Below are 24,670 nucleotides of genomic sequence, written 5' to 3' on the forward strand. Positions count from 1 at the left end.
CTATCCTATTATAACTGTTTCTTCTGAATAATAAGCATTTGATACTTCTTTAAAAGACCAAATTGTAGCTATAGTCATTGGTCCAAGTCTTCCAATAAACATTATTATCGATATTATTATCTTACTTAAATCAGTAAGATTTGGTGTTATTCCTGTTGATAATCCTACTGTACCAAAAGCACTAGTTACTTCAAACAATAATTGCATAAACGTATAATTAGGCTCTAATATACTTAATATAAATGTTCCCATACAAACAACAAATAATGCCAATATAGTTATATTAAAAGCTTTAAAAACTACACTAGTAGGGATCTTTCTTTTAAATGCAATACAATGTTTATTAGTAGATGTACTATACATGCTTTTATATAAAGTAAATATAGTCGTAGTTTTTATCCCCCCACCAGTAGATCCTGGAGATGCACCAATAAACATTAAAATAACTAACACAAATAATCCAGCATTTGTAAAGCTACTTAATGAGTAAGTACTAAATCCTGCTGTTCTTGCAGAAGTACTAAAAAAGAATGCTCCAAGCCACGAGATATCCTCAGTAAGTTTTAATAATATCGTTCCAACTACTAGTAATATAGCTGTCATAGTAATTACTACTTTTGTATGTAAGCTAAACTTTTTAAAAGATCTTTTCATTAAAATTTCTTTAGTTACCAAAAATCCTAAGCCTCCAAAAATAATTAGTCCACATGTAGTTAAATTTAATAAGACATTATTTTGATAAGGTATCAAATTTTGAAGTCCTCCCAGTATATCAAACCCTGAGTTGTTAAAAGCTGCAATGGAATGGAACATACTTATCCCTAGTGCATCTAATGGATTATAATCCCTTGAGAAAACTAAATAACTTAATATAACCCCTATAGTTTCAAAGGTTAACGTCATTAATAGGATTGATTTAACTAATCTTACTAGTCCCTTCATTGAATCTAAATTCATTGATTCCTTAATAAGTGTTCTTTCCTTAATACCTACCCTTTTTCCCATAAGTAAAATAAATCCTACACCTACAGATGTAACTCCTAATCCACCTATTTGAATCAATAAAGCTACTACAGTTCGTCCAAAAACAGTAAATGTATCAGCAGTATCTATAGCTATCAATCCCGTTACACAAACTGCACTTGTAGAGGTAAACAAAGCATCTACAAAAGAAACTTCACCGCCATCATTTATAGATATTGGTAGCATTAATAAAATTGCGCCTATAACAATAACTAATAAAAATCCTAAAACTATAATTCTTCCTGGCTTTACTTTCTTCATTAATTTCATATAAAGCTCACTCCTTTGTGATGTCTTTTTATTATTATTTCCTTATTCTAATATTCTAGAATAGAAATAACTTCCTGATTAATCTTTAATTCTTATTTATTAAACAAATAATAGTAGCTATTTACTTATAAAATTTGCCAAGATTTTTATGATTAATTATATATACACTGTTATATACTGTCAATTTTGTTATTCTTACTGATATTGTTATAAAAATTCCATTACACTAAAATAACGCTCTCTAATTTACTTATCTTCTAAAAATGTTGCAAATTCTTCCTTAATTAAATAAATAAGTATTTTAATAAAAAAACTCCGTATCAATTTAAAATTGATACGGAGTTTTTATTAAATTTATTCATCCCATCCTTCAGGGAATTCTGCATTGTGGTACACTTCTTGAACATCATCATCATCTTCAAGTAAGTCTAACATTTTTTGGAACTTCTTAGCATCATCTTCATTGATTTCAGTATATGTATCTGGAACCATCTTAACTGCCGCTTCTAAGAATTCTAATCCATTTGATTCTAAAGCTTCTCTAACAGTACCAAAATCTTCTGGTGAAGTTGTTATTATAAAAACTTCATCTTCTGCTGCAAAATCTTCTGCACCAGCATCTAAAGCAAGCATCATAACTTCATCTTCATCTTTATCTTCTCTTTCAATAACAATTTCACCCTTTTCTTGGAACATGAAACCTACACATCCTGTTGCTCCCATGTTTCCACCACCTTTAGTGAAAGCACTTCTTACATTTCCTGCTGATCTATTTTTGTTATCTGTTAAAGTTTCAACTATTACAGCAACTCCTGATGGACCATATCCTTCATAAACTATTTTTTCATAATTAACTCCAGCAAGTTCTCCTGAAGCTTTCTTTATTGATCTTGTTATAGTATCATTAGGCATATTTGCAGCCTTTGCTTTTGCTATTACATCTCTTAATTTTGGATTAGTGTCGGGTACAGGACCACCATTTTTAACTGCAATAACAATTTCTTTACCTAACTTTGTAAAGATTTTCCCTCTTTTAGCATCTGCTTTTCCTTTTTTGTTTTGTATATTATGCCATTTTGAATGTCCTGACATTTTTATTCCTCCCAACATTAATCGAAAATTTTATAAATATAGTGGAATTATAACACAATTATATTATTATGACAAATTTTCTTATATATTCTTAATTAGTAATAACTTCACTAATATTATGTCTATATTAACTTAGTATTCTTTAATAATACTCTTCACAATTAAACTAATAGTAAATACACCTATAAGTATATTATCAAGTTTGAAAGCATCAATTATTTAGTTTTAAATCAATTTGTATAGCCTATTTTCTTCTTTAAAGTATATTCCTTCATCTTCTTTGTTCACTATTATTTTGCCATTTGATATTTCAATTATTTCTTTTTCTATATCATTAGCTTTTTCTACTTCTGCTAATATATGAACAACTACTTTATCTGTATACTCAGTATCTTCTATATACCAATTATTTTCATTGCATTTATATTGAATTTTCCCTAACATATCGTAATCCATATGAAATAATAATCTTACTCCATTTACTTTTTCAACTACTCCACCAGCTTTTAAAGCTATAGATGCGCCCTTTGTATATGCTCTAGTAAGCCCTCCTGCACCTAATAATATTCCACCATAATATCTTGTTACTACTATTGCACAGTCTGTTACATTGCTTTTTTTCATTACTTCAAGTATTGGTATTCCTGCTGTTCCTTGTGGCTCACCATCATCGCTATACCTTTGAATCCCCATATTTTCTCCAATAACATATGCAAAACAATTATGAGTGGCTTGTTTATGTTTATTTTTAATTTCTGATACAAATGCCTTTGCTTCTTCTTCACTTTCACATCTTTTCGCATAACCAATAAATTCAGATTTTTTCTCTACAAAACTATCTTCTCCAAAATCTCTTATAGTAATGTAACTCATTAAAGTTCCTCCTTAATTAAACCTATACCTTTTATTATCTTATCTTTACTTACTTGTGAGAAACCAATTCTAAAAAAGTAATCTCCATTTTTGGAATCTCTATAAAATATTACTCCTGGAGTAATAAATACATTTCTTCTTTTTAACTTATAGAATAGCTCCTTAGATGTTATACTTTTATCTTTTAATTTTATATAAAAATAGAGTCCTCCTTTAGGATCTATATATGTTACTTTATCTAAAAGCTCATCTTCAATTAAACTTTTTATTAATTTATATTTTTTCTTATATTCCCTACATTGGTAAGCAATATGCTCTTTCCAGAATCCTTCACTTATATAAAGTTCCAAAGCTCTTTGCATAAGACTTGAAGTAGTAATATCAGTATTTATTTTAGAACTTTGTATAATTTCATTAAATGAAGCTGGTGTTACCATATACCCAAGTCTTATTCCTGGTAAAAATATCTTTGAAAAACTTTTTATATAAATAACTCTTTCATACTTATCAAGTTTTTTCAATGGTTCGTGAATTATATTATTATCATATATAAGTTCAGATAAATAGTCATCTTCTATAATATAGAAATCATATTTTTTTGAAAGCTCTAATAACTTTAGTTTTTTTTCACGGCTATAACTTATACCAGTAGGATTTTGAAAATAACTCATAGTGTAAAAACAACTGATTTTATTCTTCTTTAAAATTTCTTCAAATTCATCTAAATCTACGCCATCTTCTTTAATTTCTATTTCAAATATATTAGCTCTTCTCCATTTGAATACCGATAATGCTCCCCCATAAGTTGGCTTTTCTACTATAACATTATCATTTATATTTACGATAGCCTTTGATGCTATATCAATCCCCTGCTGTGCTCCTGAAACTATTAATATATTATCTAAATCTAATTTATTGTTCCAAAAAGATTTATTTATGGTTTCTCTTAGTTTTTCATATCCAAGAGGTTCTTTTATTATTAAAGCATTTGCTCCATCCCTATCTAGAACCTTATTTATTACAGATTTAAATTCATTTATTGGAAAATAAACCTCTGTATTTGTTTCTCCCGTAAAATCTATAATCTTTTCCAGTTCCTCGGGTAACATATTTTTAAATATCCTAGAATACTCTCTATTAAATAATGATGTTAGTTCCTTTCTTTTAGCATATGTTCCAGAACCAACTTTTTGAAAAGCATATCCATCTGATTTTAATTTTTTATATGCATTTACTATAGTAACATTATTTACTTCTAAAATATTTGCTAATTCCCTTATAGTAGGTAATTTTTCTCCATCGCTTATATCCTTATTATCTATTAACTTTTTTATATGATTTGCTATTTGTACATATTTAGGAATTTCATCTTTAAAAGATATCTTAAAAAATTCTTTCATATTTCCCCCAGAGCAACTTATTTTTTATAACTATATACATTTTCAACAGCAAGTAAACTTCCCTTAGAATCTCTAAACGCTCTTTCATTTCTTATCAAAATATTATTCTTATATAACAATTTTAATATCTCTTCAAATTTAATATTGAAATTTTTGAAATACAAACTCTCTTTAATTTCAAAGGCACTTAGTGGTTTCTCTTCTTCTTTTATATGCTCTAATAAATCTTTTGCACATATTTCAATATTATATTCTAAGTAATCTTCAATATAATTTAAAACATTTTTAATATTTTCATCATTAATATCAGAATAGAAAAGTTCTCTAACCATTACATTAAGCTCATCATTCAAGTTACATGCCATAGTTAATGAATCTTTACTTACAGTGTAACCATTAATACTTAAATAAAGATTAGAAAAACTACTTAACGCTCTAATTAAAAGTTCAGAAGCAGTATATCTACTTCCTGTACTTAGATACTTTTTACATATTCCTATTTCTTTCAGTGTATTTCCTAAATAAACTAGATTCCATCTTCCTTTGTCTAAATCCATTATATATATAAGTCTTTGATAAAGCTCTGTTATTTCCTGATCAATTGAATATATCAGCTTAGAAGATATAAGACAATTCTTTATTATATCCCTTTTACCTGCCTCAAGAAAATTCTTCTTAAAAGCTTCCTTACCTAGAAGTTTTATATGTATGGGTATATCCATAACTTCTGAATATAAATCTCGTACATTTTCAAATTCATCTTTATATATTACAAATAAATCTATATTTGATTCTTCCCATAAGTCACCAGTAACCATACTTCCAAATACAAAAATTGCTATTACATCAGTATTTTCCATAAGAATTTCTGTAATTTCCTTATAGGCTTTTTGGTAATCTATAATTGATTTTGCCATTAATACTCCCCCTTATATTTTTACTATTGTATTACTACAATTTATTATATAAAAAAACTGCAATAAAGTCTAATCTTCACCGCAGTCATCATCTTTTTCATTATCATCATTAAATTTTTTATCCTCTTCATCTAAACAGTCAAAACATGATTTATAATCACTTGGTAAATCTCCGCATCTTTCAATATCATTTTCAACAGCACGCCTATATATGGCATTTCTTTTCTTTAAAGTATCTAAAATACAATAGGCTTCTTTTACTATCTCATAAGTTAAGTCAACAGGAAGTTTAATTTGTCTCTTTTTTGCATATGCATTAGATTGTAAATTTTGTGCTGCTATAGATATACCTTGTGCTGACAAAGAAAGAAAATATAATTCATCTAATAGCGGTTTAACCTTTCTATCATAAAAGTATTTTTCCTCTTCACCACCTATAATTATTGAACCTATATTAGTTTGCATACTATTTAATGCAGCAGATAAAGTTGTTACTTTAGCTACTGCATCATCCACAGGGTTAGAAGATGAATGATTTAATGCATCTGATGTATCATTTAATCCTGATGTATTATTGTTCGAATTCGTATTGTTATTTATTATTGCTGCTTGATCATCTTCAAGGGTTACATTTTCTTCGTCATTTGATGAATCTATCGCTACTTCATATATAACATTTTGCACTCAATCATCTCCATAACTTGTTTGTTACAGTATATTCTTAAGTAAGTATGTTTATTATAAAATCACTTGATTTGTTATAAGCTTCATCATCTACTTCAACAATCATAAAGGTTCCGTTATCTCTATAATCTTCTTCTAAAACTCTTCCATTTCTATGAAGATATGAATTCATATCACTTCTATCATAAGGAATTAAATATTCACATTTTTTCATTTTATATGGTAATTTTTCTTCTATTAAATCAAGAAGATTATCTAAGTTAATTCCTTCTTTTGCTGATATTTCAATTATTTTGTATTCTGAGCATGCTTTCTTTAATTCTTCTATTTGTTCATCTGTAGCTTTATCTATTTTATTTAACACTAATATAGTTTCTTTATCTTTTGCTCCAAGTTCTTCTAAAACTTCTTCTACAGCTTTTATTTGATCAAGTGCAGAATCTGAAGAAGTGTCTACAACATGACATAAAAGATCCGAATATATTACTTCTTCTAGAGTTGATTTAAATGCTTCAACTAAATCATGAGGTAATTTCCTTACAAATCCTACTGTATCTGTTATTGTAACTACTCCTTTATTTTTTAATATTATTGATCTTGTAGTTATATCCAAGGTTGCAAATAACATATCTGCTTCAAAAACTTTTTCTTTTCCTTGAATCTCTTTTTGAGCTGCAACATCACAAAGCTTATTTCTTAGAGTTGATTTACCTGCATTTGTATATCCTACTAAGGATACTTTAGGAATGCTTTCTTTTATTCTTTTTTCTCTTTGAACTTCTCTTGTTTTCTTTATTTTTTTAAGTTCATCATTTAAATCATATATAGTTTCCTTTATATGTCTTCTATCAGTTTCAAGTTTCTTTTCTCCTGGTCCTCTAGTTCCTATTCCTCCACCAGTTCTTGAAAGCACTGTTCCTAACCCTTGAAGTCTACCCATTCTATATTTTAACTGAGCTAATTCAACTTGAATTTTTGATTCTTTACTTCTTGCTCTTCTTGCAAATATTTCTAAGATTAAAGTTGTTCTATCTATTACTTTAGCTCCTATAGCAGCTTCCAAATTTCTAACTTGTGAACCTGATAGTTCATCATCAAAAATTATAAGGTTTGCATGCTTACTTTGTCTTAAACTTGCTATTTCCAAAACTTTTCCTTTTCCTATATAAAAAGCTGGATCAATTTTACTTCTACTTTGATATACTGAATCTAGTACTGGTATATCACATGCCTTTGTAAGCTCCTTAAGCTCCTCTAAACTTTCTTTAGTATCGGAGCCAACTAAAATTGCCTTTTCACCTTCATCTTCAATTATATCTTTTTCCTTAATCATGCTTTCTACATGTTGAATTCTATCTAATATATGAATTGAAAGCACTTCTTCTATTGAAAGGTTTAATTTTTCTTCATAGTCTAATAAATCATCTGTAATTGTGATCATTCCTAAAGAGCAATCTGTTACCTTACCTTCATATACTCCTATTGCCATTATTGCATCAAGCTTTAATTTTAATAATGCTGATAAATCAAGAGCAGATAAATTAGAAAAACCATTAGGATGTGTATGTATAACTCTAACTCCTGATAATCTTTTTTCTCTTATATCTATCATTGATACTTCAACTGAAGTTGAATCTCCAATAGCAACAGAGACAACCTTACCTCTTCTATCTACTGCAACACTTATTTCCCTCTCCAAAATAGAAGTTAACCTTGAGATTACCTCTATTATTTCTACACTACATACTTCATCTTTTAAAACCTTTACTTTATAAAGCCTTTCAAGCTCCTCTAAATAAGTTTTTTTAATACCATCTATATTTCCAAATATCATTAATACCACCTCGCTTATATAATATTAACATAACAACTTTCATATAATTCTATACTATTAATTAAATCTTGTAAATATAGCCAAATCAATATACTATCTATGTTTATAGAATTAAAATATCCTCAAAAAGCCTTCAAAAATAAGTTGCAAGAATTTAAAATAATATGTAATATAAAAATAATAATATAATTAATATCATAAAAATTAACTAGATATAACTATTATAAGAATTTTATAATGAAATTTTTTATAAAATATTGAGGTTTATATTAAGAACATTTTAGGAGGATTAAACTAATGGATGACAAGAAAAGAAACATACTTTTTACAGAAGAACAAATTAAGACTAGAATAGCAGAGCTTGGTAAAGTATTAACTGAAGAATACAAGGATAAAAAGCTTTATGTGCTTCCACTTCTTAGAGGTAGCTTTGTCTTTGGGGCTGATCTATTTAGAGCTATTGACTGCAGGGCTAAAGTTGGTTTTATGACTACATCTAGTTATGGTCATGGAGAAGAAAGTACTGGTGAAGTTAAAGTTGTAAATGATATTCCTGATAATATAGAAGGATGGGATGTATTAATTGTAGATGATATAATAGATACTGGCTACACTATGGAATTTGTAATAGATTATGTAAAAAAACGTGGAGCTAATTCAGTAAAAACTTGCACTCTATTAGATAAACCTTCAAGAAGAAAGGTTAATTTGAAACCAGATTATTGTTGTTTTGAAATAGAAGATTTATTCGTAGTCGGTTATGGACTTGATTATGAAAGCTTCTATAGAAATGTACCTTATGTGTTTAACTGGGAATCAAAATAAAAATATAAATTTAAATTTTTAATATATCAATTATTAATATACATATAAAGAGTAATAATCTGTTTAATAACATTGCTTATTTTGACACTAAAAATAAAGGCCCCTAAAATTGGGGCTTTTATAATTTTTAAATTAAAATTAATTAACTCATATATTTATTTTTATAAGTAATTTTTTTATTCTTCTATTATATAGATTTTTTTAGCAGTGCTTTTATTATTTTCTTATGACTATTTTAGCTTATAGATTAGCTAACGTATCTTATCAGTAACAAATTCCTATTTACTCTCAAGGTTTATTTAGTTCAATTGCAGTATTAGGAATTTTTCCGACTATTATTGTTTCAGCAATTGGTATTTGGCATGCTACTTCAACATCCTTGCTATTTAATGGTACTACTATTTTCATCTTCATATCAACGTTCAAATATATTTTATGCCTAGTTTGATTTATTCCTGCACTTTCAAATACCGACTCATAACTACTAGTTATGTTTCCTATCTGAGTCATCTTTATATTCATCTTAGGTCCTAAATTATAAAAAACTAAATTTTTAGTCATATATCCTAAAGGAACCTCTAACCCCATCTCTTGTAATTTTCCAAATTTATCATTAGCTGCTAAAATCAATCTGGAAGATAGATAATTTAACTTTACCGTATCGGCTCTTAGCATAGTTATGTTTCCATCATTATCTTTTTCTGTAATTATCATATCAGAATAATCGAATTGATTTGAGTAAATATCTAATGCTGTTTCATTTATAATCTCTGTCGCTTCTCTTTTTAACTGTTCTTCTCCTATAGTTAAAACAGCTGGTAAAATATTTTTATCAAAAAAATACAATATAGAATTAAATAAGACACAAATGGCGATAATAACCAATATAAGTTTAGGATGTTTAATTTGAAATCGCATTTTAGGTTTTTTTGTATAATACTTCATAGACACCTTCTTGAGTTATTATTTTACTCTTTATATAAATATGCTATAATATTCTATATTATTTATTTTATACTTTAAATAATTTTAAATTGCAAGGGAGGAACAAATGGCTAATAAAGATACTTCTAGAACAGAAAAAAGCCAAGCTAATGTTAAAAATAATAAAAACAATGGCAAAAATTCTAAAAAGAAAAAAAATCAACCTAAATATAAGAAAATTTTGAAAGGTACTTTTCTTGGAATATTAATAGCAGGGCTTCTTTGCTTTGTTGTCGGACTTGGTTATATATTTGCAATAATTAAAAGTACCCCACCTCTTGACGTAAATGCAGTCTTAACTTTAAATGAACCTTCAATGCTTTTTGATAGTGAAGGTCAATATATTGATAATATACCAACTGAAGAAGAAAGATATAAGATAACCTTAGATGAAATGTCTAAATACTTAAAAGATGCCTATATTTCAATTGAAGATGAACGTTTTTATAAGCATCCTGGTGTAGATATAAAAAGAACTTTAGGTTCAGCCCTAAGATCTGCAAAATACTTCTTTACAGGAAGCGGAAACGTACAAGGTGGATCTACTCTTACTCAACAATTAATAAAAAATACCTTATTAACAAACGATGTTAAAATTGAAAGGAAAATTAGAGAAATCTATCTTGCACTAAACCTAGAAAGTAAACTTACAAAAGATCAAATATTAGAAGCATACTTAAATACCATTCCTCTAGGTGGTAGAATTTATGGGGTTGAAGCTGCTTCAAAGTACTATTTTGAAAAAAGTGCTAAAGACTTAACTTTACCTGAAGCTGCATTTCTTGCTGGTTTAACTCAAGCACCAAGTGCTTATAGTCCTTATGACCCAGAGAATATAGCAGACCCTACAATATATTTAGATAGAACAAAAACTGTTCTTATGAAAATGAGAGATTTAGGTTATATAACTCAAGAAGAATATGATGAAGCTTATGCTTTTACAGATGCAAATCAATTTGCTTTTTCTCAAACAGTTATTAATTACAAAATTAATTATGAATGGTTTGTATATCCTGCTTTAGATCAAGTAAGAGAGGATTTAAAAGAAGTATATAAATATACAGACGAAGAAGTAGATAGATTATTTGCTACCGGTGGTCTAAAAATTTATACTACTATGGATAGAAAAATGCAAGATTCTACTCAAGCTGTCTTGAATGATAGAAATAGTATTCAGCAACTTGATATTTATGCTAATCCAGAAGTTACTGATGAAAATGGAACTCCATCACTTCAGGCAGCCGCTGTAATTATGGATTATAGAACTGGTCAAATTAAGGCCATGGTTGGTGGTAGAGGTGAACAGCCTGCTAGATCTACAAATAGAGCCTATTATGCTTTAAGATCTATTGGATCAACTACAAAACCTTTAACTGTTTACGGACCTGCAATTGATACTAAAACTATTACTGCTGGTACTGTTCTTGACGATGCTGGTCTTCCATCATCTATTCAAAGTAAATATGGTGGATACAATCCATCAAACTGGAATAGGGTTTCAGATGGATTAATTACAGCAAGACAATCAATTGCATTATCTAAAAATGTACCAACGGTTCTTATTGAAGACAAACTTGGTATCGAAACTGGATTAGCTTACGGTGAAAAATTAGGATTAGTTTATAGTGACCAATCAAAGGTTATATCTACTTTATCTTTAGGTGAATTTACAGGCGAAATTGGTAATCCCGATGGTGGTAATCCGTATATACTAGCTTCTGCTTTTGGAACTTTTGGTAATAATGGCTTATATACTGAACCATTATTATATACTAAAGTTGTTGATGCTACTGGTAAAGTTATTTTAGAAGCTAAACTTAATCAAACTCAAGTATTTTCTCCTCAAACTGCATATATAATGAGAGATTTACTTAAAGGTCCTTTAAGCTTTGATGGTGCTTTAGCTAAGCTTTCTAATATGCCTGTAATAGGTAAAACAGGTACAACTAGCCTTGTTACAGACTTTTTATTTGCTGGATTAACTCCATATTATTCAGGAGCAGTATGGATTGGTTATGATAATAGAAATCCAATGGGAGGAGCTAGTTATAGTTCTTCAGCAGCTTCATTATGGGGTGCTATTATGGCTCCAATTCATGCAGATTTAGAGTATAAAGAATTTGATGGAAATCCAGGTGGAGTTACTAGTGTATCTATTTGTAAAGACTCAGGAAAATTAGCTACAGATTTATGTTCTAGAGACCAAAGAGGCTCAAGAGTATACACCGAATTATTTATCTCTGGAACTGAGCCTACAGGAGTTTGTGATGTTCATGTAACAGCTAAAGTTAATAGAAACAATAACAAATTAGCAACAGAGAATACTCCATCAAATTTAATTGAAGATAGAGTATTTATAAAGAAACCTAATCCTTCTCCAAGTGCAGCTGATTATAAATATGTACTTCCAACAGAAAAGGATGATACAAAACATGTTCCAAAAGATGAAGAATTTAAATTATCTGATTTAGGAATTACTATAGGAAGCAATGCTGATAATGCTATAGAATTGCTAAAATCTAAGGGAGTAAATGTAAAGATTTCTAACAATAATGCAAAAACTAGGATAATTAAAAGTATATCATCAGATAAAGCTAAAAAAGGTGATACAATAACTATAGAATTAAACGACTCTGAAGAAGTTAATAATAATAATAATAATAATAATAATAATAATGGTGGTGAAAATGAAAATACTCAACCACCTAATCCTGATGTTGACTAATTAAACATATTACAAAGAGCTTAATATTTGGTAGTATATAAAAATAAAAGTAAGGTAAGTAATATTAGATATTACTTACCTTATTTTTATACTCTTAAATTTATCTACTTTTGATTATGCATAAGTTGTCAGAATCAAATTCATTATATTGAATTAATAAATGAAAAATAGCTTGTTTATCTCGATTTTATGAATTGCTAATACTTTTCTCTTGCATTTTTTTCATATTTAATATATTATAATTTTAGATAAAACTTGTATTAATTACGAATGAAAAGGGGGATATTATTTTATGGAATTTTTAAATAATATTATTTTAACATTTAATGATTTTTTATGGACTTATATACTAATCGCTATGTTAATTTTAATTGGACTTTACTTTACTATTAAAACTAAATTTGTTCAATTTGGAAACCTTAAAGAAATGTTTAGACTTCTTGGTGATGGTGCTACTGCTGAGAAAAAGGACCATTCAGTTTCATCTTTCCAAGCTTTTTGTATAAGTACAGCTTCTAGAGTAGGTACTGGAAACCTTGCAGGTATAGCAACTGCAATTGCAATAGGTGGGCCTGGTTCAATATTTTGGATGTGGCTTATAGCACTTGTTGGAGCAGCATCAAGTTTTATAGAATCAACTTTAGCTCAAATATATAAGGTTAAAGATGGACACGCTTTTAGAGGTGGTCCAGCTTATTATATGGAAAAAGGACTAAAGAAAAAATGGATGGGTATTACTTTTGCCCTACTTATTACAATTGCATTTGGATTAGTCTTTAATTCAGTTCAAGCAAATACTATTACTCTTTCTCTAAATAATTCATTTGGATTTAATCGAACATTCATCGGGGCATTAATAACAATCCTTACTATTTTTATTATTTTTGGAGGAGTTAATAGAATTGCTAAAGTTTCAAGTACTTTAGTTCCAATCATGGCAATAGCATATATAGTTGTTGCACTTTTTATTGTTATTAAAAATATAAATGAAATTCCTTCAGTACTAAAGCTTATATTTGAAAATGCATTTGGTGTAAATCAAATTGTTGGTGGTGGAATTGGTGCTGCATTAATGCAGGGTATAAAAAGAGGTTTATTCTCTAATGAGGCTGGTATGGGTTCAGCTCCAAATGCAGCTGCTACAGCAACCGTATCACATCCAGTTAAACAAGGCTTTATACAAACTCTTGGAGTCTTTACTGATACAATAATAATATGCAGTTGTACTGCATTTATAATTTTATTATCAGATACTCCACTTGATGGTACTGTAAAAGGAATAGAACTTACCCAAGCAGCACTTAACTCTCAAGTTGGTTCTTGGGGTGGAATATTTATTTCAATTTGCATTTTATTATTTGCATTTAGCTCTATTGTTGGAAATTATTATTACGGCGAAGCCAATATTCAATTTATAACTAATAAAAAGATTTATTTACAAATTTATAGAATTGCAGTAGGCGCAATGGTATTCTTTGGATCTCTTGTTAGCATGGATATAGTTTGGAATTTAGCTGATGTTTTTATGGGTCTTATGGCTATAATAAATTTAGTAGCAATTGTATTACTAAGCAAAATTGCCTTTAAAGCATTAGATGATTATAAAAAACAAAAAAGAGCTGGAATAAAAGATCCTATATTTGACGCTTCATCAATTCCTGAACTTTCTGACGAAGCAATAGAATGGCAATCATATGATGAAAATGATATAGCAGTTTAATTAAAAAGAGATTTGAATATTAAATTTATTCAAATCTCTTTTTATTACATTTATTTATTTTTCTTAATTCATTGCTACAGTTTCTAAATTGAAATTTATTACTTCTCCTGAGTCAGCTCTTATACATATATTATATATTTCTTCTTTTTTATCATTATTAATTACTTTTACATTATAAATATATGATAATACCATTTCATCATCTTTTACGGATACAAAAGCAATCATAGGATTATCCAAAGCACTGACTTTAAAATTAAGATTTGTAAAATGTCCTTTTGCTATTTCTCCAGCCTTAACTTCATCAATATTTATTTCTTTAATATGCTTTATATGATCTAATGGATAGTTTGAATACCCTTCTAACTTGCCTTCACTTTTATCAATTATTGCACTTATTTCCTGTTTATAGTAAGGATATCCATCTTTACACTTATAAAAAATTATATTATAGCATGGACTATTTTCCTCTTGTCTTGTCCTAACTTCTTTAAATTTAAACTCATCATCAGTAATTTCATTAACATACTTTGTTGCTAAATTAATAGCCTTTTTTTCATCTATAACTTCATTTATAGGCATACTTCCCAAATTTTTATTAGAAAATCCCAACACATTATAATTTTTATCTATATCTACTCCATAATTCCCTACTATAACAGAATATTGTATTTGAGAACTCTTATTAGCTAACTTATTTAATGTTGCTTCTTCAACTATTTTACTATCATCTTTATATTTTTCTATTATATTATTATCAGACAAATTCTCTATAAATTTTTTTGCTACACTAACTTCTTTTGTTCCTTTATTTAGTATATTGTTTACTATAAATACTATAAGAACTAATAATACTACAATAACCATACTGAAAGTTATAGTTCCTTTTTTTAGCCTCATTGTATCCTCCTTAACTTCTTGTATTAATTTTAATTCTATATCTAGGTTTTCTTAATACAATAATTTTAATAAAATCCTAACTGCTATGTTTATTTATATTTTACATTATATAAGTTATAATATAAAGTATTTTTTTATTTAGTAAAATTTCATAACTTTTCATATTATCAACTTATTTTGAAGATTACTTGTATTTATATACCAATTATTCTATAATCCATATATAAAACTAATTTACTATAAATGGGGGATTTTAATATGAATTTGACAAAGTTAATAGAGCAAAAGAAAAAAGAAAAAGCTAAAAGAGAAAAAGCTAAAGTTACTAAAAATGTTGCTTTAGGTGCTACTATTGGTATTGCTGCTGGACTAGCTAGTGGATTATTATTTGCACCTAAATCAGGTAAAGATACTAGAAAGTCATTAAAGAAAACTGCTAAGGATTTAAGTAATACAATTAAGAATAAAACTATAGATATAACCGAAGATACTAAAAGCAACTTTGATGACGCTAAAAGTAAAATTTCAAAATATCTTGAATCTAAAAAAACTATAACTAGCGATTTTGAAAAAAAGTCCACTGAAGAAGTAACAACTGAAAATAATAATGAATTTAACGAAGATTTAAATATTTAGGTAAACAGCATACTTATTTTATTAATATTAAGTGAGGAAATATAATATGACTATTACTATTAATTTTAATACTCTTTTATTAACTATTATAGTTATCGTTTCTGTCATAGCTTTAATTTATTTAATTTTAGCCTTGAGAAAGCTCATTATACTTATTGATACTATAAACAATACACTTAAGGATAATAAAGCCAATTTGGATAATACTATAAAGAATTTAAACGGAATTTCTGAAAATGTTAAAGATATAAGCGATGTTGCTGTTGAAACTACAGCCGAAGCTATTATTATGAAGGATGGAATTGTTAATCAATTAGATACCATAAAAGACATTATAAATATAATAGTTGGAGTATTTTCAAAAAAATAATTTACATATGTAAAGGACAGTCAATATTTGCTTTTAATCAATTTTTGAACTGTCCTATCTTTTATATTCTATTCTTTATTTTATACAACCTATTATATCATTTATATCTTTTATCCCTTGATCTATGCAGAACTTTTCCATTTCACTTATTATTTCTTTTCCAGCCATAGGGTTTATAAAGTTTATAGTTCCTATTTGAATTGCAGATGCTCCTGCCATCATAAATTCAATTGCATCTATTCCATTAGAAATACCACCTAATCCTATAACAGGGATGTCAACAACCTTAGATACCTCATGTACCATTCTTAATGCTATTGGTTTTACAGCTGGTCCTGAAAGTCCTGCATATATGTTGTTAAATATTGGCTTTCTTTTAAATGGATCTATTGCAAATCCTTTCAATGTGTTTATTAATGATATTGAATCTGCCCCAGCCTCTTCACAGCTTACTGCCATTTTAACTATATCTTCTGCATTAGGAGAAAGCTTAACCATAAGAGGCTTATCTGAAATATTCTTTATTTTAGAAACAACTTCATAGGCTACATTTGACTTTATTCCAAATGCCATTCCTCCTGATTTTACATTAGGACATGATATATTAAGTTCTATCATATCTATATCAGTATTTCTTAATTTCTCAATAGCCTCCTCATAATCTTCCATGCAACCTCCACCGACATTTGCAATAATATTAGTGCCAAGCTCTTTCATCTTTGGAAGTTCTTCTTTTATAAACCTATCTATTCCCGGATTTTGAAGTCCAACTGAATTCATCATTCCTGATGGAGTTTCATATACTCTTATTCCTTCGTTACCGTCTTTAGGACTTAAAGTTAATCCCTTTGATGATATTCCCCCTAAGATCCCAACATCATAGAAATTATTATATTCTGCTCCAAAACCAAAGGTTCCTGATGCTGCTATTACTGGATTCTTAAATTCTACTCCATTTATATTAACCTTCAACATTTATAAAATTCCTCCTTTGATTTTAAAGTTCAACATAATATCCATCAAATACTGGACCATCCTTACATGTTCTTTTATTGCCATCTTTAGTTTTACATGTACAGACAAGACAAGCTCCAACTCCACAAGCCATATGTTTTTCCATAGATACATATGCTTTTACATTTTTTTCTTTACACATATCTATAACTTTTTTCATCATTATTTCTGGTCCACAGCAAAATACAGTATCATAATCTTCTACTTTAAGAATATCTGTTACAAATCCCTTATGTCCATGTTTACCAGAATTTGTACTTACGTATGCTTTATCTACATAACTTTTTATTTCATCTATTAAATAAATATCCTCTCTAAAGCCTGCATATAAATCTAACTTAGATGAATTCTTATTTTCTTTAATTTTTTTTGCTACTTCTAACATTGGTGCAGTACCTATGCCCCCAGAAACTAAAGCAACTTTACCAAGTTTTTCATATACATTAAATCCATTTCCTAAGGGTCCAGTAAGGTTTATATACTCGCCTTTTTCTAAATTAGTATATTCTCTTGTACCATTTCCAACAACCGCATATAAGAAAGTTATAGTTCCTTCGTTTTTTTCGCATACACTTATAGGTCTAGGAAGTAAAGTTTGTCCATTTAATTTTAACATATAGAATTGTCCTGGCTTCACTTCATTATTATCTTCTACAACCATTTTGTATATTCCATCAACTATTTTTTCATTTGATATAACTTTTGATTTACTATAAGTTACCTTCATTAGTTTTCCTCCTATATACTTTCTACTGCTGCCTTTATTTCATCTCTCATTTTTATAGCTTCTTCTCTTGCAAGTAATGCAAAATCTTTTTCCATGCCCTCTTTCTTTTTATATGCTAAAAGTATAGCTCTTGAAGAGTTTACAACTCCTCCATTTCCATTATTTAAATATAAAGCCACATCTTCTGCTTTTCCGCCTTGTGCTCCATAACCAGGTATTAAGAAAAACATATTCTTAAATCTTTTTCTTATTTCAATCCCCTCTTCAACATGAGTACATCCTATAACTCCACCAATGCTTGAATAGCCACACTCTCCTACTACTTCTTTACCAAGCTCAGCAATTTTATCACCAACTACCTTATAAACATCCCTATAATCTGTAGTTTTCAACATTTCTATATCTTCTGCTCCTGGATTAGAAGTTCTAACTAACGAAAAAACTCCCTTATTTCCTTTTTCCATATATGGCATATAGGGTTCAATACTATCCATCCCCATATATGGACTAAGAGTTATAAAATCAGCTTCAAAATCGCCTTCAAAATGGGCCTTAGCATATTGCTTAGCTGTTGCAGCTATATCTCCTCTTTTTATATCAGCAATTATAATTGCATCTTTTTCTCTTAAATAATCTAAAGTTTCTTTATAAGCAATCATTCCTCTTAATCCTAACGCTTCATAATAAGCAATTTGAACCTTAAAGCAGGCTGCTACATCTATAGTTGCATCTATTATTTGTTTATTAAACTCAACTAATGCTTCTACTTCCGATCTTCCTTCAAAAAGATAGCTCGGGATATATTCAAGCGCAGTATCTAATCCAACGCAAACTACGCCTCTTTCCTCTACTCTATTAAATAATTTATCCATTATTAAGCTTTTCATCTTTATCCTCCTACTTCTTATAAAGAACTCTTCCTGCTTTTATTGTCATCTGGACTTCACCATAAAACTCCATACCTTCAAAAGGAGTATTTTTGCCCTTTGAATGAAATTCATTTGAGTTTACTTTTATCTTCTTATCTAAATCTAATAAGACTACATCTCCATCAACTCCAGGACTAATTCTCCCCTTATTCATACCTAGAATATCAGCACAGTTCTTTGACATAATTTCACTTAGCTTATTTAAAGTTATAGTTCCTGGTTTTACTAGGTTTGTATAGCATATAGAAAATGACGTTTCAAGTCCAACCATTCCAGGTGATCCTTTCTCTTTGTCTTCTTTTGTATGAGGCGCATGATCTGTTCCTATACAATCTACAACTCCATCTTTTATAGCATTTATAATTTTATCTACATCTTCTTTTTCTCTTATAGGAGGGTTTACTCTATAATTATTTATATCTTTTGTTAAGGATATATGATGAGGAGTAACCTCACAAGTTATATTGCTAAAGCGCTTCTTTGCTTCCCTAATATATTCTATAGCTTCTTTTGTACTAACATGACACATATGAAGCCTTGCCCCAGTTTCTTTTGCTAAACAAATATCTCTTAAAGTCATTATATTTTCAGCAATTCTCATATCTATATCTGAAAAGCTATTATCTTCTGCATGAGACATTACTATCCAGTCATGTTCTTTTGCCTTTAACATAGCTTTATACATTATTTCGGAATCCATAACTCCAACACCATCATCTGATATTGCTTTAAGTTTAGTATCACTTTTAAATTCATCTAAATGGCTTATATCTTTTCCATTAAACCCTTTTGTAACAGATACACATTGATGCAAATCTATTAAATCCAGCTCTTTTTCTCTATTTCTAACTTCTTCTAAAACTTCTTTACTAGAACATATCGGCTTAGTATTTGCCATCAAGCATACTCCAGTATATCCTCCCCTTAATGCTGCCTTAGAACCTGTTTCTATATCTTCTTTGTAAGTAAGTCCTGGCTCCCTAAAATGAGAATGGGTATCTATAAATGAAGGCATTAACGTAAGTCCTTTAGCATCTATAAAATTTACATCATCTCTTTTAATATCTAATCCTACTTCTTTTATTTTTCCATTTTCTATATAAAGATCTCCAATAAAATCCTGTGAATAATCTACTATTCTAGCATTTTTTATTAGTAAATTCATAATTTCACCTCATATCTCATATTTAAATCTATAAATCAGATAGCTTTGTTATATGATCACAATAATCGCACTTGTATGTTCCTTTATTTTCATCTATTAGATTAAATGTATGAGGAACATATTGCTCTACTTCTGTTATACATCTTGGATTACCGCAAATCAGAACATCTATAACCTTTTTAGGTAACTCTGGTTTTATTTTTCTAGCTATTTCGCCTTCTCTTACCTCGTTTATAGTAAGATTTGGTGAAAGTAATCCTAAAATTGTATAGTTTACTTCTGAAGAATTTTCTATTTTAATTATGTCTTTTTTACCAATTTTATCACTTTCAACATTCATTATTAAAGCGACTTGACTATTCACTTTATCAAGATTTAAATAATTAAATATTTTTATTCCCATTCCAACTTTTATATGATCTATTACTAATCCATTTTTTATACTTGTTATTTCTAACATCTAAGCCACCCCCAAGAGTTTTGCAATTAATGCCATTCTTACATACATTCCATATTCTGCTTGCTTAAAATAACAAGCTCTCTCATCTTTATCTACTTCTATAGATATTTCATTTACTCTTGGTAGTGGATGCATAACTATCATATCTTTTTGGGCTAACTTCATTTTTTCTATATCCAGGATATAGCTATCTTTAAGCCTAATATATTCCTCTTCATTGAAAAATCTTTCTTTTTGGATTCTTGTCATATATAAAATATCTAGTTCCTCTATTACATCTTCTAATTTTTCAACCTCTTTAAATTCTATATTGTTTTTTATCAATATTTCTTCTCTTATATAAATTGGTATAGATAATTCCTTTGGTGAAATTAAGATAAATTTAGTTCCTTCATATCGTGACATAGCTTTTATAAGTGAGTGAACTGTCCTTCCATTTTTTAGGTCCCCACAAATTCCCATCGTATGATTTGTTAAGCCATCCTTTAAAGACTCTATAGTTAAAAGATCAGTTAATGTTTGAGTTGGATGCTGATGTCCCCCATCTCCCGCATTTATTACAGGAACTTCTGAGTACATACTTGCAAGTTTTGCAGACCCCTCCATTGGATGCCTCATGGCAATTATGTCAGAATATATAGATACCATAGTTATAGTATCTGCTAAAGTTTCTCCCTTTACAGTGGAACTTGAATTCGGCTCAGAAAACCCTAGAATTTTACCACCAAGTCTCATCATTGCAGCTTCAAAGCTAAATCTTGTTCTTGTACTTGGTTCATAAAATAAAGTTGCTAAAATTTTTCCATCACAGATATGAGAATATTCTCTCGGATTTGCCATTATTTGGTGTGCTAATTTAAAAATTTCTTGTAATTCCTGCCTTGAAAAATCCATTGGATCAATCAAATGCTTATTTTTGATATCCATTTACATCACTCCTTGTTAACATCTCTGTGTTAAATTTAAAGGTATATAAGTTGTAATAAATATTCTATACTTAACTAAATTATTTTAAAGCTTATAGTATTCAAGTAAAATAATAATTTCAGCAACTTATATAAAAATTATATACAATATATTTTCAATTTTACTCTTTTACTTAAATAAGCTTATCAAATTTTAATTTTATAAGATCGTAATTATATAGATTATTAATTAAAACATATATATTATAATTTACATAAAAAAACCTTCCTTATTTCAAGGAAGGTATAATAAGCCCTTAATAAAAGTCTTTTACTATTACAATCTCTTCCTTGTTAATCTCTCTGGATTAATTTAAAGGTCATCTTTTCCAATAGAATAACATTTATATATTCCATTGTCAATAAAGTATCTTCAAAAATACTATTTAATATATTATCTTTCATTAATAATTTCTTATCTCTAAAAGTTTAACGACTTAAATTAAAATGCGTAACATTATTGCACTTTATTACATATTATACACTATGTAATAAACACAATTTATTTATGTTTAAAACTAATAATGAGGGGGGGAATTTATATGTCTAAATATTATTATAGCGATTACGATTATAATGAAATACTTGATGGTTCTTATAATAACTATCTTAAAGTATTATATCAACTTCAAAAACAACTTCAGCTTCAAGCTCAAATTCAGGCTCAACTTCAAGCTCAGCTTCAAAGGCAAGAACAAGATCAGAGACAGTTTCAAGCCCAACTTCAAGCTCAACTTCAAAGGCAAGAACAAGATCAAAGACAATTTCAAGCTCAAATTCAGGCTCAGCTTCAAGCTCAACTTCAAGCTCAAGAAACTTCTAATACCGATACTACAAGTAACGGTAATACAATAACTTTAAATGTTACTGTTAACGGAACTAATACTAGCACTGATATTGAGACTGAAACTGAGACCGAGACTGAGACTGAAACCGAAGATGAAAGAGAAATTGATGCTAATGTTAACGTAAATGTTCAATAGTCCTTTATCTAATAAAAGCTTATATCTATAGATTAAAAATTTATCTAATCATAGTCTCTTATTTTAATAATTTATATAAAAAATAATTAATTTTTCATTGGCGTTACTGGAATAATAATTCCTGTAACGCTTCTATATGAAAAGCCCTTTTACTATTCATATTATATTTCTTCACTTTAACTTCCTATAATCAGATTCTCTTAATTTCCAATATAGTAGTAACATAAAAATATATTTTATATACTTATTTTCAAGCACATTTCTTTTTGAATTACATATTATAAATTATATTATTTTGAGATAGGAGAATTTTATATGTATACAAATGATTATAGCGCTTTAAGGCGTTGTCGCAGACAAACTCACAATCATGAATTCTTAGGAAGTACTAGATTTGCAGAAGAAGGTGATGATAGACATAATCATCGTTTTGCAGGAGTCTCAAGCGAAGCTATTCCATATAATGGATCTCATGTTCATAAAATAAAAACTAGCACAGACTTCTTCGGACACTTTCATGAAATCTGCATTGTAACAGGTCCAGCAATACCAGTAGGTAATGGTAAACATGTCCACTTAGCAAGAGCTACTACAACATTTGTTGATGGTCATGTTCATGAATTTATTTTCACAACATTAATTGATGCACCTACACTATAATTTATATTCTTGAACACTTTTAAAGTTAATCCCTCTTGTAATAAACAAACAGAAAATTATCTTTTAATCAAATTAAATGTTTGTTTCTATAGGGGGATTTTTATATAAATTTTATTATTACTAATCTATTCTTCTTTTCGAAGATTTGATTATCAAATTTATAGTAATACACTATATTTATTTTTTTTACATATAAACGTAACTTTTTTTATACATATACCATGCTATAAAGTATGAAGTTAAGTTGTTTTAAAATACAATATACTGGACTATAAAATTCTCCAAGGAATAACTATAATATTGGTTATTCCTTCTTACTTATATTTCAATTTTATCTTTTTATATAAATAAAATTATCTATCTCTTTCATAGCCACAGTTCTAAAAAATTCATTTACTGATATATTTTTTAAATCACAATATTTTTTTATTAATTGTTTTTCTTTACTGTTTATCTTAAGCTCAACCTTATCATCTAAAATAGAATTCTCTTTCTCCTTAAAAATAAATTTGACTAATTTTAATATACTCCCCATTATTATCCTCCATAGATATCTACTTAAAAGCATCTTAAAGCAAAAGATAATTTTTAATTTTTTTGATTCTGTAATTATTATAAACTATCTTATATTACATATTTATTATATTGGTAACAAGATTATTACAATTTTTTATCATCTTTATATATTTTGTATTTATTTTGTATATTTAATTTTTATAAAGCCAAAATAATTGCGAAAGGTGGTTATTTAAATGAAAAAATTTATAGCTATTATTTTTATTTCTTTATTTTTAAACTTTAATATTGTAAAAGCAAATCCTCAAATCTCTTCTAATATATTAAAGGAAGGTGTTTACAACGTAAATGATATTACTAACACAATAGGAAATGTTAAAAATGTTCAGAATATCTCAAAAGATGGTTCTATATACCTGATACTTTTAGATAGAAATGAAACAGTTTTGCAAACAATAAAAATGAAGCCCGAATCTCAAAAATATACTTTAAATGATTTTGAAAAAAATTACAAGCTAATATTAATTGGTGATGGCTCAGCTTTTTTATCTTAGCTTTTAAGTTCATTTATATAAATATTTACTATTTCACTAAATAACACTCGTATAATATATATTTATTTAGTTAATTTTAATAGAAAGGTAGATGTTAAAATGAAAAAATTTATTAGCATACTATTACTTTGTTTATCATTATCATGCATACCTACTAACGCGATTATTCAATTTGCCGAATCTCAACTTAAAGAAGGGGTATATAGGGTAAATACTTTTACTACCCCATTAAATGAAATAAATTATATTGAAAATACATCAAAAACAAATGATGTTTATTTTGTAGTATTTAATGAAAATGATACCCTAATGCAATCAATAAAATTGCCTTCTAGTTCTTCTAAATATAAGATTTTACAGCTAGAACCTAGCTACAAAATAGTAATTATTGGAAAAGGCAGTATTCTTTTATCTAAAGAATAATTTTGAAAATTAAATATTGCT

The 24,670-nt window shown here is 28.1% G+C and carries 25 protein-coding genes; 9 read left to right on the plus strand and 16 right to left on the minus strand.

Annotated features, from left to right (window positions below):
- The 7 genes from I2E83_RS03140 to hflX form a co-directional block, all read right to left on the minus strand.
- On the minus strand, positions 1-1,293 hold the full coding sequence (locus I2E83_RS03140) for a potassium transporter TrkG (RefSeq protein ID WP_195264129.1): 1,293 nt from the start codon (positions 1,291-1,293) through the stop codon (positions 1-3).
- A gap of 354 nt (positions 1,294-1,647) precedes the next feature.
- A complete protein-coding gene (locus I2E83_RS03145) occupies positions 1,648-2,385 on the minus strand; it encodes a YebC/PmpR family DNA-binding transcriptional regulator (protein ID WP_195264131.1) in 738 nt (245 codons plus the stop codon).
- A gap of 225 nt (positions 2,386-2,610) precedes the next feature.
- Positions 2,611-3,258, minus strand: a complete 648-nt coding sequence (locus tag I2E83_RS03150) for a YigZ family protein (RefSeq protein ID WP_195264132.1) — start codon at positions 3,256-3,258, stop codon at positions 2,611-2,613.
- The gene (locus tag I2E83_RS03155; protein ID WP_195428509.1) at positions 3,258-4,658 is read right to left on the minus strand and encodes a PLP-dependent aminotransferase family protein; all 1,401 of its coding nucleotides are present in this window, start codon (positions 4,656-4,658) and stop codon (positions 3,258-3,260) included. Before I2E83_RS03155 ends, I2E83_RS03150 begins: the two co-directional genes overlap by 1 nt.
- A 17-nt stretch (positions 4,659-4,675) precedes the next feature.
- A complete protein-coding gene (locus tag I2E83_RS03160; protein WP_195428510.1) occupies positions 4,676-5,575 on the minus strand; it encodes a nucleotidyltransferase domain-containing protein in 900 nt (299 codons plus the stop codon).
- A gap of 69 nt (positions 5,576-5,644) precedes the next feature.
- Entirely contained in the window at positions 5,645-6,259 is a 615-nt protein-coding gene (locus tag I2E83_RS03165; protein WP_195428512.1) for a hypothetical protein, read from the minus strand.
- Between the two features lie 37 nt (positions 6,260-6,296).
- A complete protein-coding gene (gene hflX, locus I2E83_RS03170) occupies positions 6,297-8,093 on the minus strand; it encodes a GTPase HflX (RefSeq protein ID WP_195264136.1) in 1,797 nt (598 codons plus the stop codon).
- A 297-nt stretch (positions 8,094-8,390) separates the two neighbouring features.
- Between hflX and hpt the strand changes: the two genes are divergently transcribed.
- Positions 8,391-8,918 carry a hypoxanthine phosphoribosyltransferase gene (gene hpt, locus I2E83_RS03175; RefSeq protein ID WP_195264137.1) on the plus strand — a complete coding sequence of 176 codons (528 nt, stop codon included), beginning with the start codon at positions 8,391-8,393 and terminating at the stop codon, positions 8,916-8,918.
- Between the two features lie 288 nt (positions 8,919-9,206).
- Here hpt and yunB read toward each other — a convergent pair whose 3' ends face one another.
- A complete protein-coding gene (gene yunB, locus I2E83_RS03180; protein ID WP_195264138.1) occupies positions 9,207-9,863 on the minus strand; it encodes a sporulation protein YunB in 657 nt (218 codons plus the stop codon).
- Between the two features lie 106 nt (positions 9,864-9,969).
- Between yunB and I2E83_RS03185 the strand changes: the two genes are divergently transcribed.
- On the plus strand, positions 9,970-12,627 hold the full coding sequence (locus I2E83_RS03185; RefSeq protein WP_195428513.1) for a PBP1A family penicillin-binding protein: 2,658 nt from the start codon (positions 9,970-9,972) through the stop codon (positions 12,625-12,627).
- Positions 12,628-12,919: 292 nt separating this feature from the next.
- Positions 12,920-14,347: an alanine/glycine:cation symporter family protein gene (locus I2E83_RS03190; RefSeq protein WP_195428514.1), complete on the plus strand. Its 1,428-nt coding sequence runs from the start codon at positions 12,920-12,922 to the stop codon at positions 14,345-14,347.
- Between the two features lie 63 nt (positions 14,348-14,410).
- On the opposite strand, the gene I2E83_RS03195 is transcribed toward I2E83_RS03190, so the two are convergent.
- Entirely contained in the window at positions 14,411-15,247 is an 837-nt protein-coding gene (locus I2E83_RS03195; protein ID WP_195428515.1) for a hypothetical protein, read from the minus strand.
- A gap of 258 nt (positions 15,248-15,505) precedes the next feature.
- Here I2E83_RS03195 and I2E83_RS03200 point away from each other — a divergent pair, with 258 nt between their 5' ends.
- Both I2E83_RS03200 and I2E83_RS03205 read left to right on the plus strand, forming a co-directional pair.
- Positions 15,506-15,883 (plus strand): YtxH domain-containing protein, encoded by a 378-nt coding sequence (locus I2E83_RS03200; protein ID WP_195428516.1) that lies wholly within the window; start codon positions 15,506-15,508, stop codon positions 15,881-15,883.
- A 46-nt stretch (positions 15,884-15,929) separates the two neighbouring features.
- On the plus strand, positions 15,930-16,253 hold the full coding sequence (locus tag I2E83_RS03205; RefSeq protein WP_195264143.1) for a hypothetical protein: 324 nt from the start codon (positions 15,930-15,932) through the stop codon (positions 16,251-16,253).
- A gap of 75 nt (positions 16,254-16,328) precedes the next feature.
- Here I2E83_RS03205 and I2E83_RS03210 read toward each other — a convergent pair whose 3' ends face one another.
- From I2E83_RS03210 to pyrB, 6 genes are read right to left on the minus strand one after another with little or no spacing between them, the layout of a single operon-like run.
- The gene (locus tag I2E83_RS03210) at positions 16,329-17,228 is read right to left on the minus strand and encodes a dihydroorotate dehydrogenase (RefSeq protein ID WP_195264144.1); all 900 of its coding nucleotides are present in this window, start codon (positions 17,226-17,228) and stop codon (positions 16,329-16,331) included.
- A gap of 22 nt (positions 17,229-17,250) precedes the next feature.
- On the minus strand, positions 17,251-17,994 hold the full coding sequence (locus I2E83_RS03215; RefSeq protein ID WP_195428517.1) for a dihydroorotate dehydrogenase electron transfer subunit: 744 nt from the start codon (positions 17,992-17,994) through the stop codon (positions 17,251-17,253).
- 11 nt (positions 17,995-18,005) lie between these two features.
- Complete coding sequence (pyrF, locus tag I2E83_RS03220; RefSeq protein ID WP_195428518.1) at positions 18,006-18,881, minus strand: orotidine-5'-phosphate decarboxylase; 876 nt, start codon at positions 18,879-18,881, stop codon at positions 18,006-18,008.
- A gap of 10 nt (positions 18,882-18,891) precedes the next feature.
- Positions 18,892-20,088 carry a dihydroorotase gene (locus I2E83_RS03225; RefSeq protein WP_195428519.1) on the minus strand — a complete coding sequence of 399 codons (1,197 nt, stop codon included), beginning with the start codon at positions 20,086-20,088 and terminating at the stop codon, positions 18,892-18,894.
- Between the two features lie 28 nt (positions 20,089-20,116).
- Entirely contained in the window at positions 20,117-20,548 is a 432-nt protein-coding gene (locus I2E83_RS03230; RefSeq protein ID WP_195264148.1) for an aspartate carbamoyltransferase regulatory subunit, read from the minus strand.
- A complete protein-coding gene (pyrB, locus tag I2E83_RS03235; protein ID WP_195264149.1) occupies positions 20,549-21,475 on the minus strand; it encodes an aspartate carbamoyltransferase in 927 nt (308 codons plus the stop codon).
- A 580-nt stretch (positions 21,476-22,055) separates the two neighbouring features.
- Between pyrB and I2E83_RS03240 the strand changes: the two genes are divergently transcribed.
- Both I2E83_RS03240 and I2E83_RS03245 read left to right on the plus strand, forming a co-directional pair.
- The gene (locus I2E83_RS03240) at positions 22,056-22,496 is read left to right on the plus strand and encodes a hypothetical protein (protein ID WP_195264150.1); all 441 of its coding nucleotides are present in this window, start codon (positions 22,056-22,058) and stop codon (positions 22,494-22,496) included.
- A 315-nt stretch (positions 22,497-22,811) separates the two neighbouring features.
- On the plus strand, positions 22,812-23,156 hold the full coding sequence (locus tag I2E83_RS03245; RefSeq protein ID WP_195428521.1) for a YmaF family protein: 345 nt from the start codon (positions 22,812-22,814) through the stop codon (positions 23,154-23,156).
- 331 nt (positions 23,157-23,487) lie between these two features.
- Here the strand turns inward: I2E83_RS03245 and I2E83_RS03250 are convergent, their stop codons facing one another.
- Positions 23,488-23,691, minus strand: a complete 204-nt coding sequence (locus I2E83_RS03250; RefSeq protein ID WP_195264152.1) for a DUF6290 family protein — start codon at positions 23,689-23,691, stop codon at positions 23,488-23,490.
- A 217-nt stretch (positions 23,692-23,908) separates the two neighbouring features.
- Here I2E83_RS03250 and I2E83_RS03255 point away from each other — a divergent pair, with 217 nt between their 5' ends.
- Positions 23,909-24,226 carry a hypothetical protein gene (locus tag I2E83_RS03255; protein ID WP_195428523.1) on the plus strand — a complete coding sequence of 106 codons (318 nt, stop codon included), beginning with the start codon at positions 23,909-23,911 and terminating at the stop codon, positions 24,224-24,226.
- A 99-nt stretch (positions 24,227-24,325) separates the two neighbouring features.
- Positions 24,326-24,649, plus strand: coding sequence for a hypothetical protein (locus tag I2E83_RS03260; RefSeq protein ID WP_195428525.1), 324 nt, complete (start codon positions 24,326-24,328; stop codon positions 24,647-24,649).
- Positions 24,650-24,670 lie beyond the last annotated feature (21 nt).

This window comes from Clostridium sp. D46t1_190503_E9, assembly GCF_015555225.1.
In the GTDB taxonomy this organism is placed as follows: Bacteria; Bacillota; Clostridia; order Clostridiales; family Clostridiaceae; genus Clostridium.

What these genes read in the sequence shown, in the direction of transcription:
- I2E83_RS03140 (WP_195264129.1), bottom strand. Translation starts at nt 1,293, where the DNA reads ATGAAATTAATGAAGAAAGTAAAGCCAGGAAGAATTATAGTTTTAGGA.
- I2E83_RS03145 (WP_195264131.1), bottom strand. Translation starts at nt 2,385, where the DNA reads ATGTCAGGACATTCAAAATGGCATAATATACAAAACAAAAAAGGAAAA.
- I2E83_RS03150 (WP_195264132.1), bottom strand. Translation starts at nt 3,258, where the DNA reads ATGAGTTACATTACTATAAGAGATTTTGGAGAAGATAGTTTTGTAGAG.
- I2E83_RS03155 (WP_195428509.1), bottom strand. Translation starts at nt 4,658, where the DNA reads ATGAAAGAATTTTTTAAGATATCTTTTAAAGATGAAATTCCTAAATAT.
- I2E83_RS03160 (WP_195428510.1), bottom strand. Translation starts at nt 5,575, where the DNA reads ATGGCAAAATCAATTATAGATTACCAAAAAGCCTATAAGGAAATTACA.
- hflX (WP_195264136.1), bottom strand. Translation starts at nt 8,093, where the DNA reads ATGATATTTGGAAATATAGATGGTATTAAAAAAACTTATTTAGAGGAG.
- hpt (WP_195264137.1), top strand. Translation starts at nt 8,391, where the DNA reads ATGGATGACAAGAAAAGAAACATACTTTTTACAGAAGAACAAATTAAG.
- yunB (WP_195264138.1), bottom strand. Translation starts at nt 9,863, where the DNA reads ATGAAGTATTATACAAAAAAACCTAAAATGCGATTTCAAATTAAACAT.
- I2E83_RS03185 (WP_195428513.1), top strand. Translation starts at nt 9,970, where the DNA reads ATGGCTAATAAAGATACTTCTAGAACAGAAAAAAGCCAAGCTAATGTT.
- I2E83_RS03190 (WP_195428514.1), top strand. Translation starts at nt 12,920, where the DNA reads ATGGAATTTTTAAATAATATTATTTTAACATTTAATGATTTTTTATGG.
- I2E83_RS03195 (WP_195428515.1), bottom strand. Translation starts at nt 15,247, where the DNA reads ATGAGGCTAAAAAAAGGAACTATAACTTTCAGTATGGTTATTGTAGTA.
- I2E83_RS03200 (WP_195428516.1), top strand. Translation starts at nt 15,506, where the DNA reads ATGAATTTGACAAAGTTAATAGAGCAAAAGAAAAAAGAAAAAGCTAAA.
- I2E83_RS03205 (WP_195264143.1), top strand. Translation starts at nt 15,930, where the DNA reads ATGACTATTACTATTAATTTTAATACTCTTTTATTAACTATTATAGTT.
- I2E83_RS03210 (WP_195264144.1), bottom strand. Translation starts at nt 17,228, where the DNA reads ATGTTGAAGGTTAATATAAATGGAGTAGAATTTAAGAATCCAGTAATA.
- I2E83_RS03215 (WP_195428517.1), bottom strand. Translation starts at nt 17,994, where the DNA reads ATGAAGGTAACTTATAGTAAATCAAAAGTTATATCAAATGAAAAAATA.
- pyrF (WP_195428518.1), bottom strand. Translation starts at nt 18,881, where the DNA reads ATGAAAAGCTTAATAATGGATAAATTATTTAATAGAGTAGAGGAAAGA.
- I2E83_RS03225 (WP_195428519.1), bottom strand. Translation starts at nt 20,088, where the DNA reads ATGAATTTACTAATAAAAAATGCTAGAATAGTAGATTATTCACAGGAT.
- I2E83_RS03230 (WP_195264148.1), bottom strand. Translation starts at nt 20,548, where the DNA reads ATGTTAGAAATAACAAGTATAAAAAATGGATTAGTAATAGATCATATA.
- pyrB (WP_195264149.1), bottom strand. Translation starts at nt 21,475, where the DNA reads ATGGATATCAAAAATAAGCATTTGATTGATCCAATGGATTTTTCAAGG.
- I2E83_RS03240 (WP_195264150.1), top strand. Translation starts at nt 22,056, where the DNA reads ATGTCTAAATATTATTATAGCGATTACGATTATAATGAAATACTTGAT.
- I2E83_RS03245 (WP_195428521.1), top strand. Translation starts at nt 22,812, where the DNA reads ATGTATACAAATGATTATAGCGCTTTAAGGCGTTGTCGCAGACAAACT.
- I2E83_RS03250 (WP_195264152.1), bottom strand. Translation starts at nt 23,691, where the DNA reads ATGGGGAGTATATTAAAATTAGTCAAATTTATTTTTAAGGAGAAAGAG.
- I2E83_RS03255 (WP_195428523.1), top strand. Translation starts at nt 23,909, where the DNA reads ATGAAAAAATTTATAGCTATTATTTTTATTTCTTTATTTTTAAACTTT.
- I2E83_RS03260 (WP_195428525.1), top strand. Translation starts at nt 24,326, where the DNA reads ATGAAAAAATTTATTAGCATACTATTACTTTGTTTATCATTATCATGC.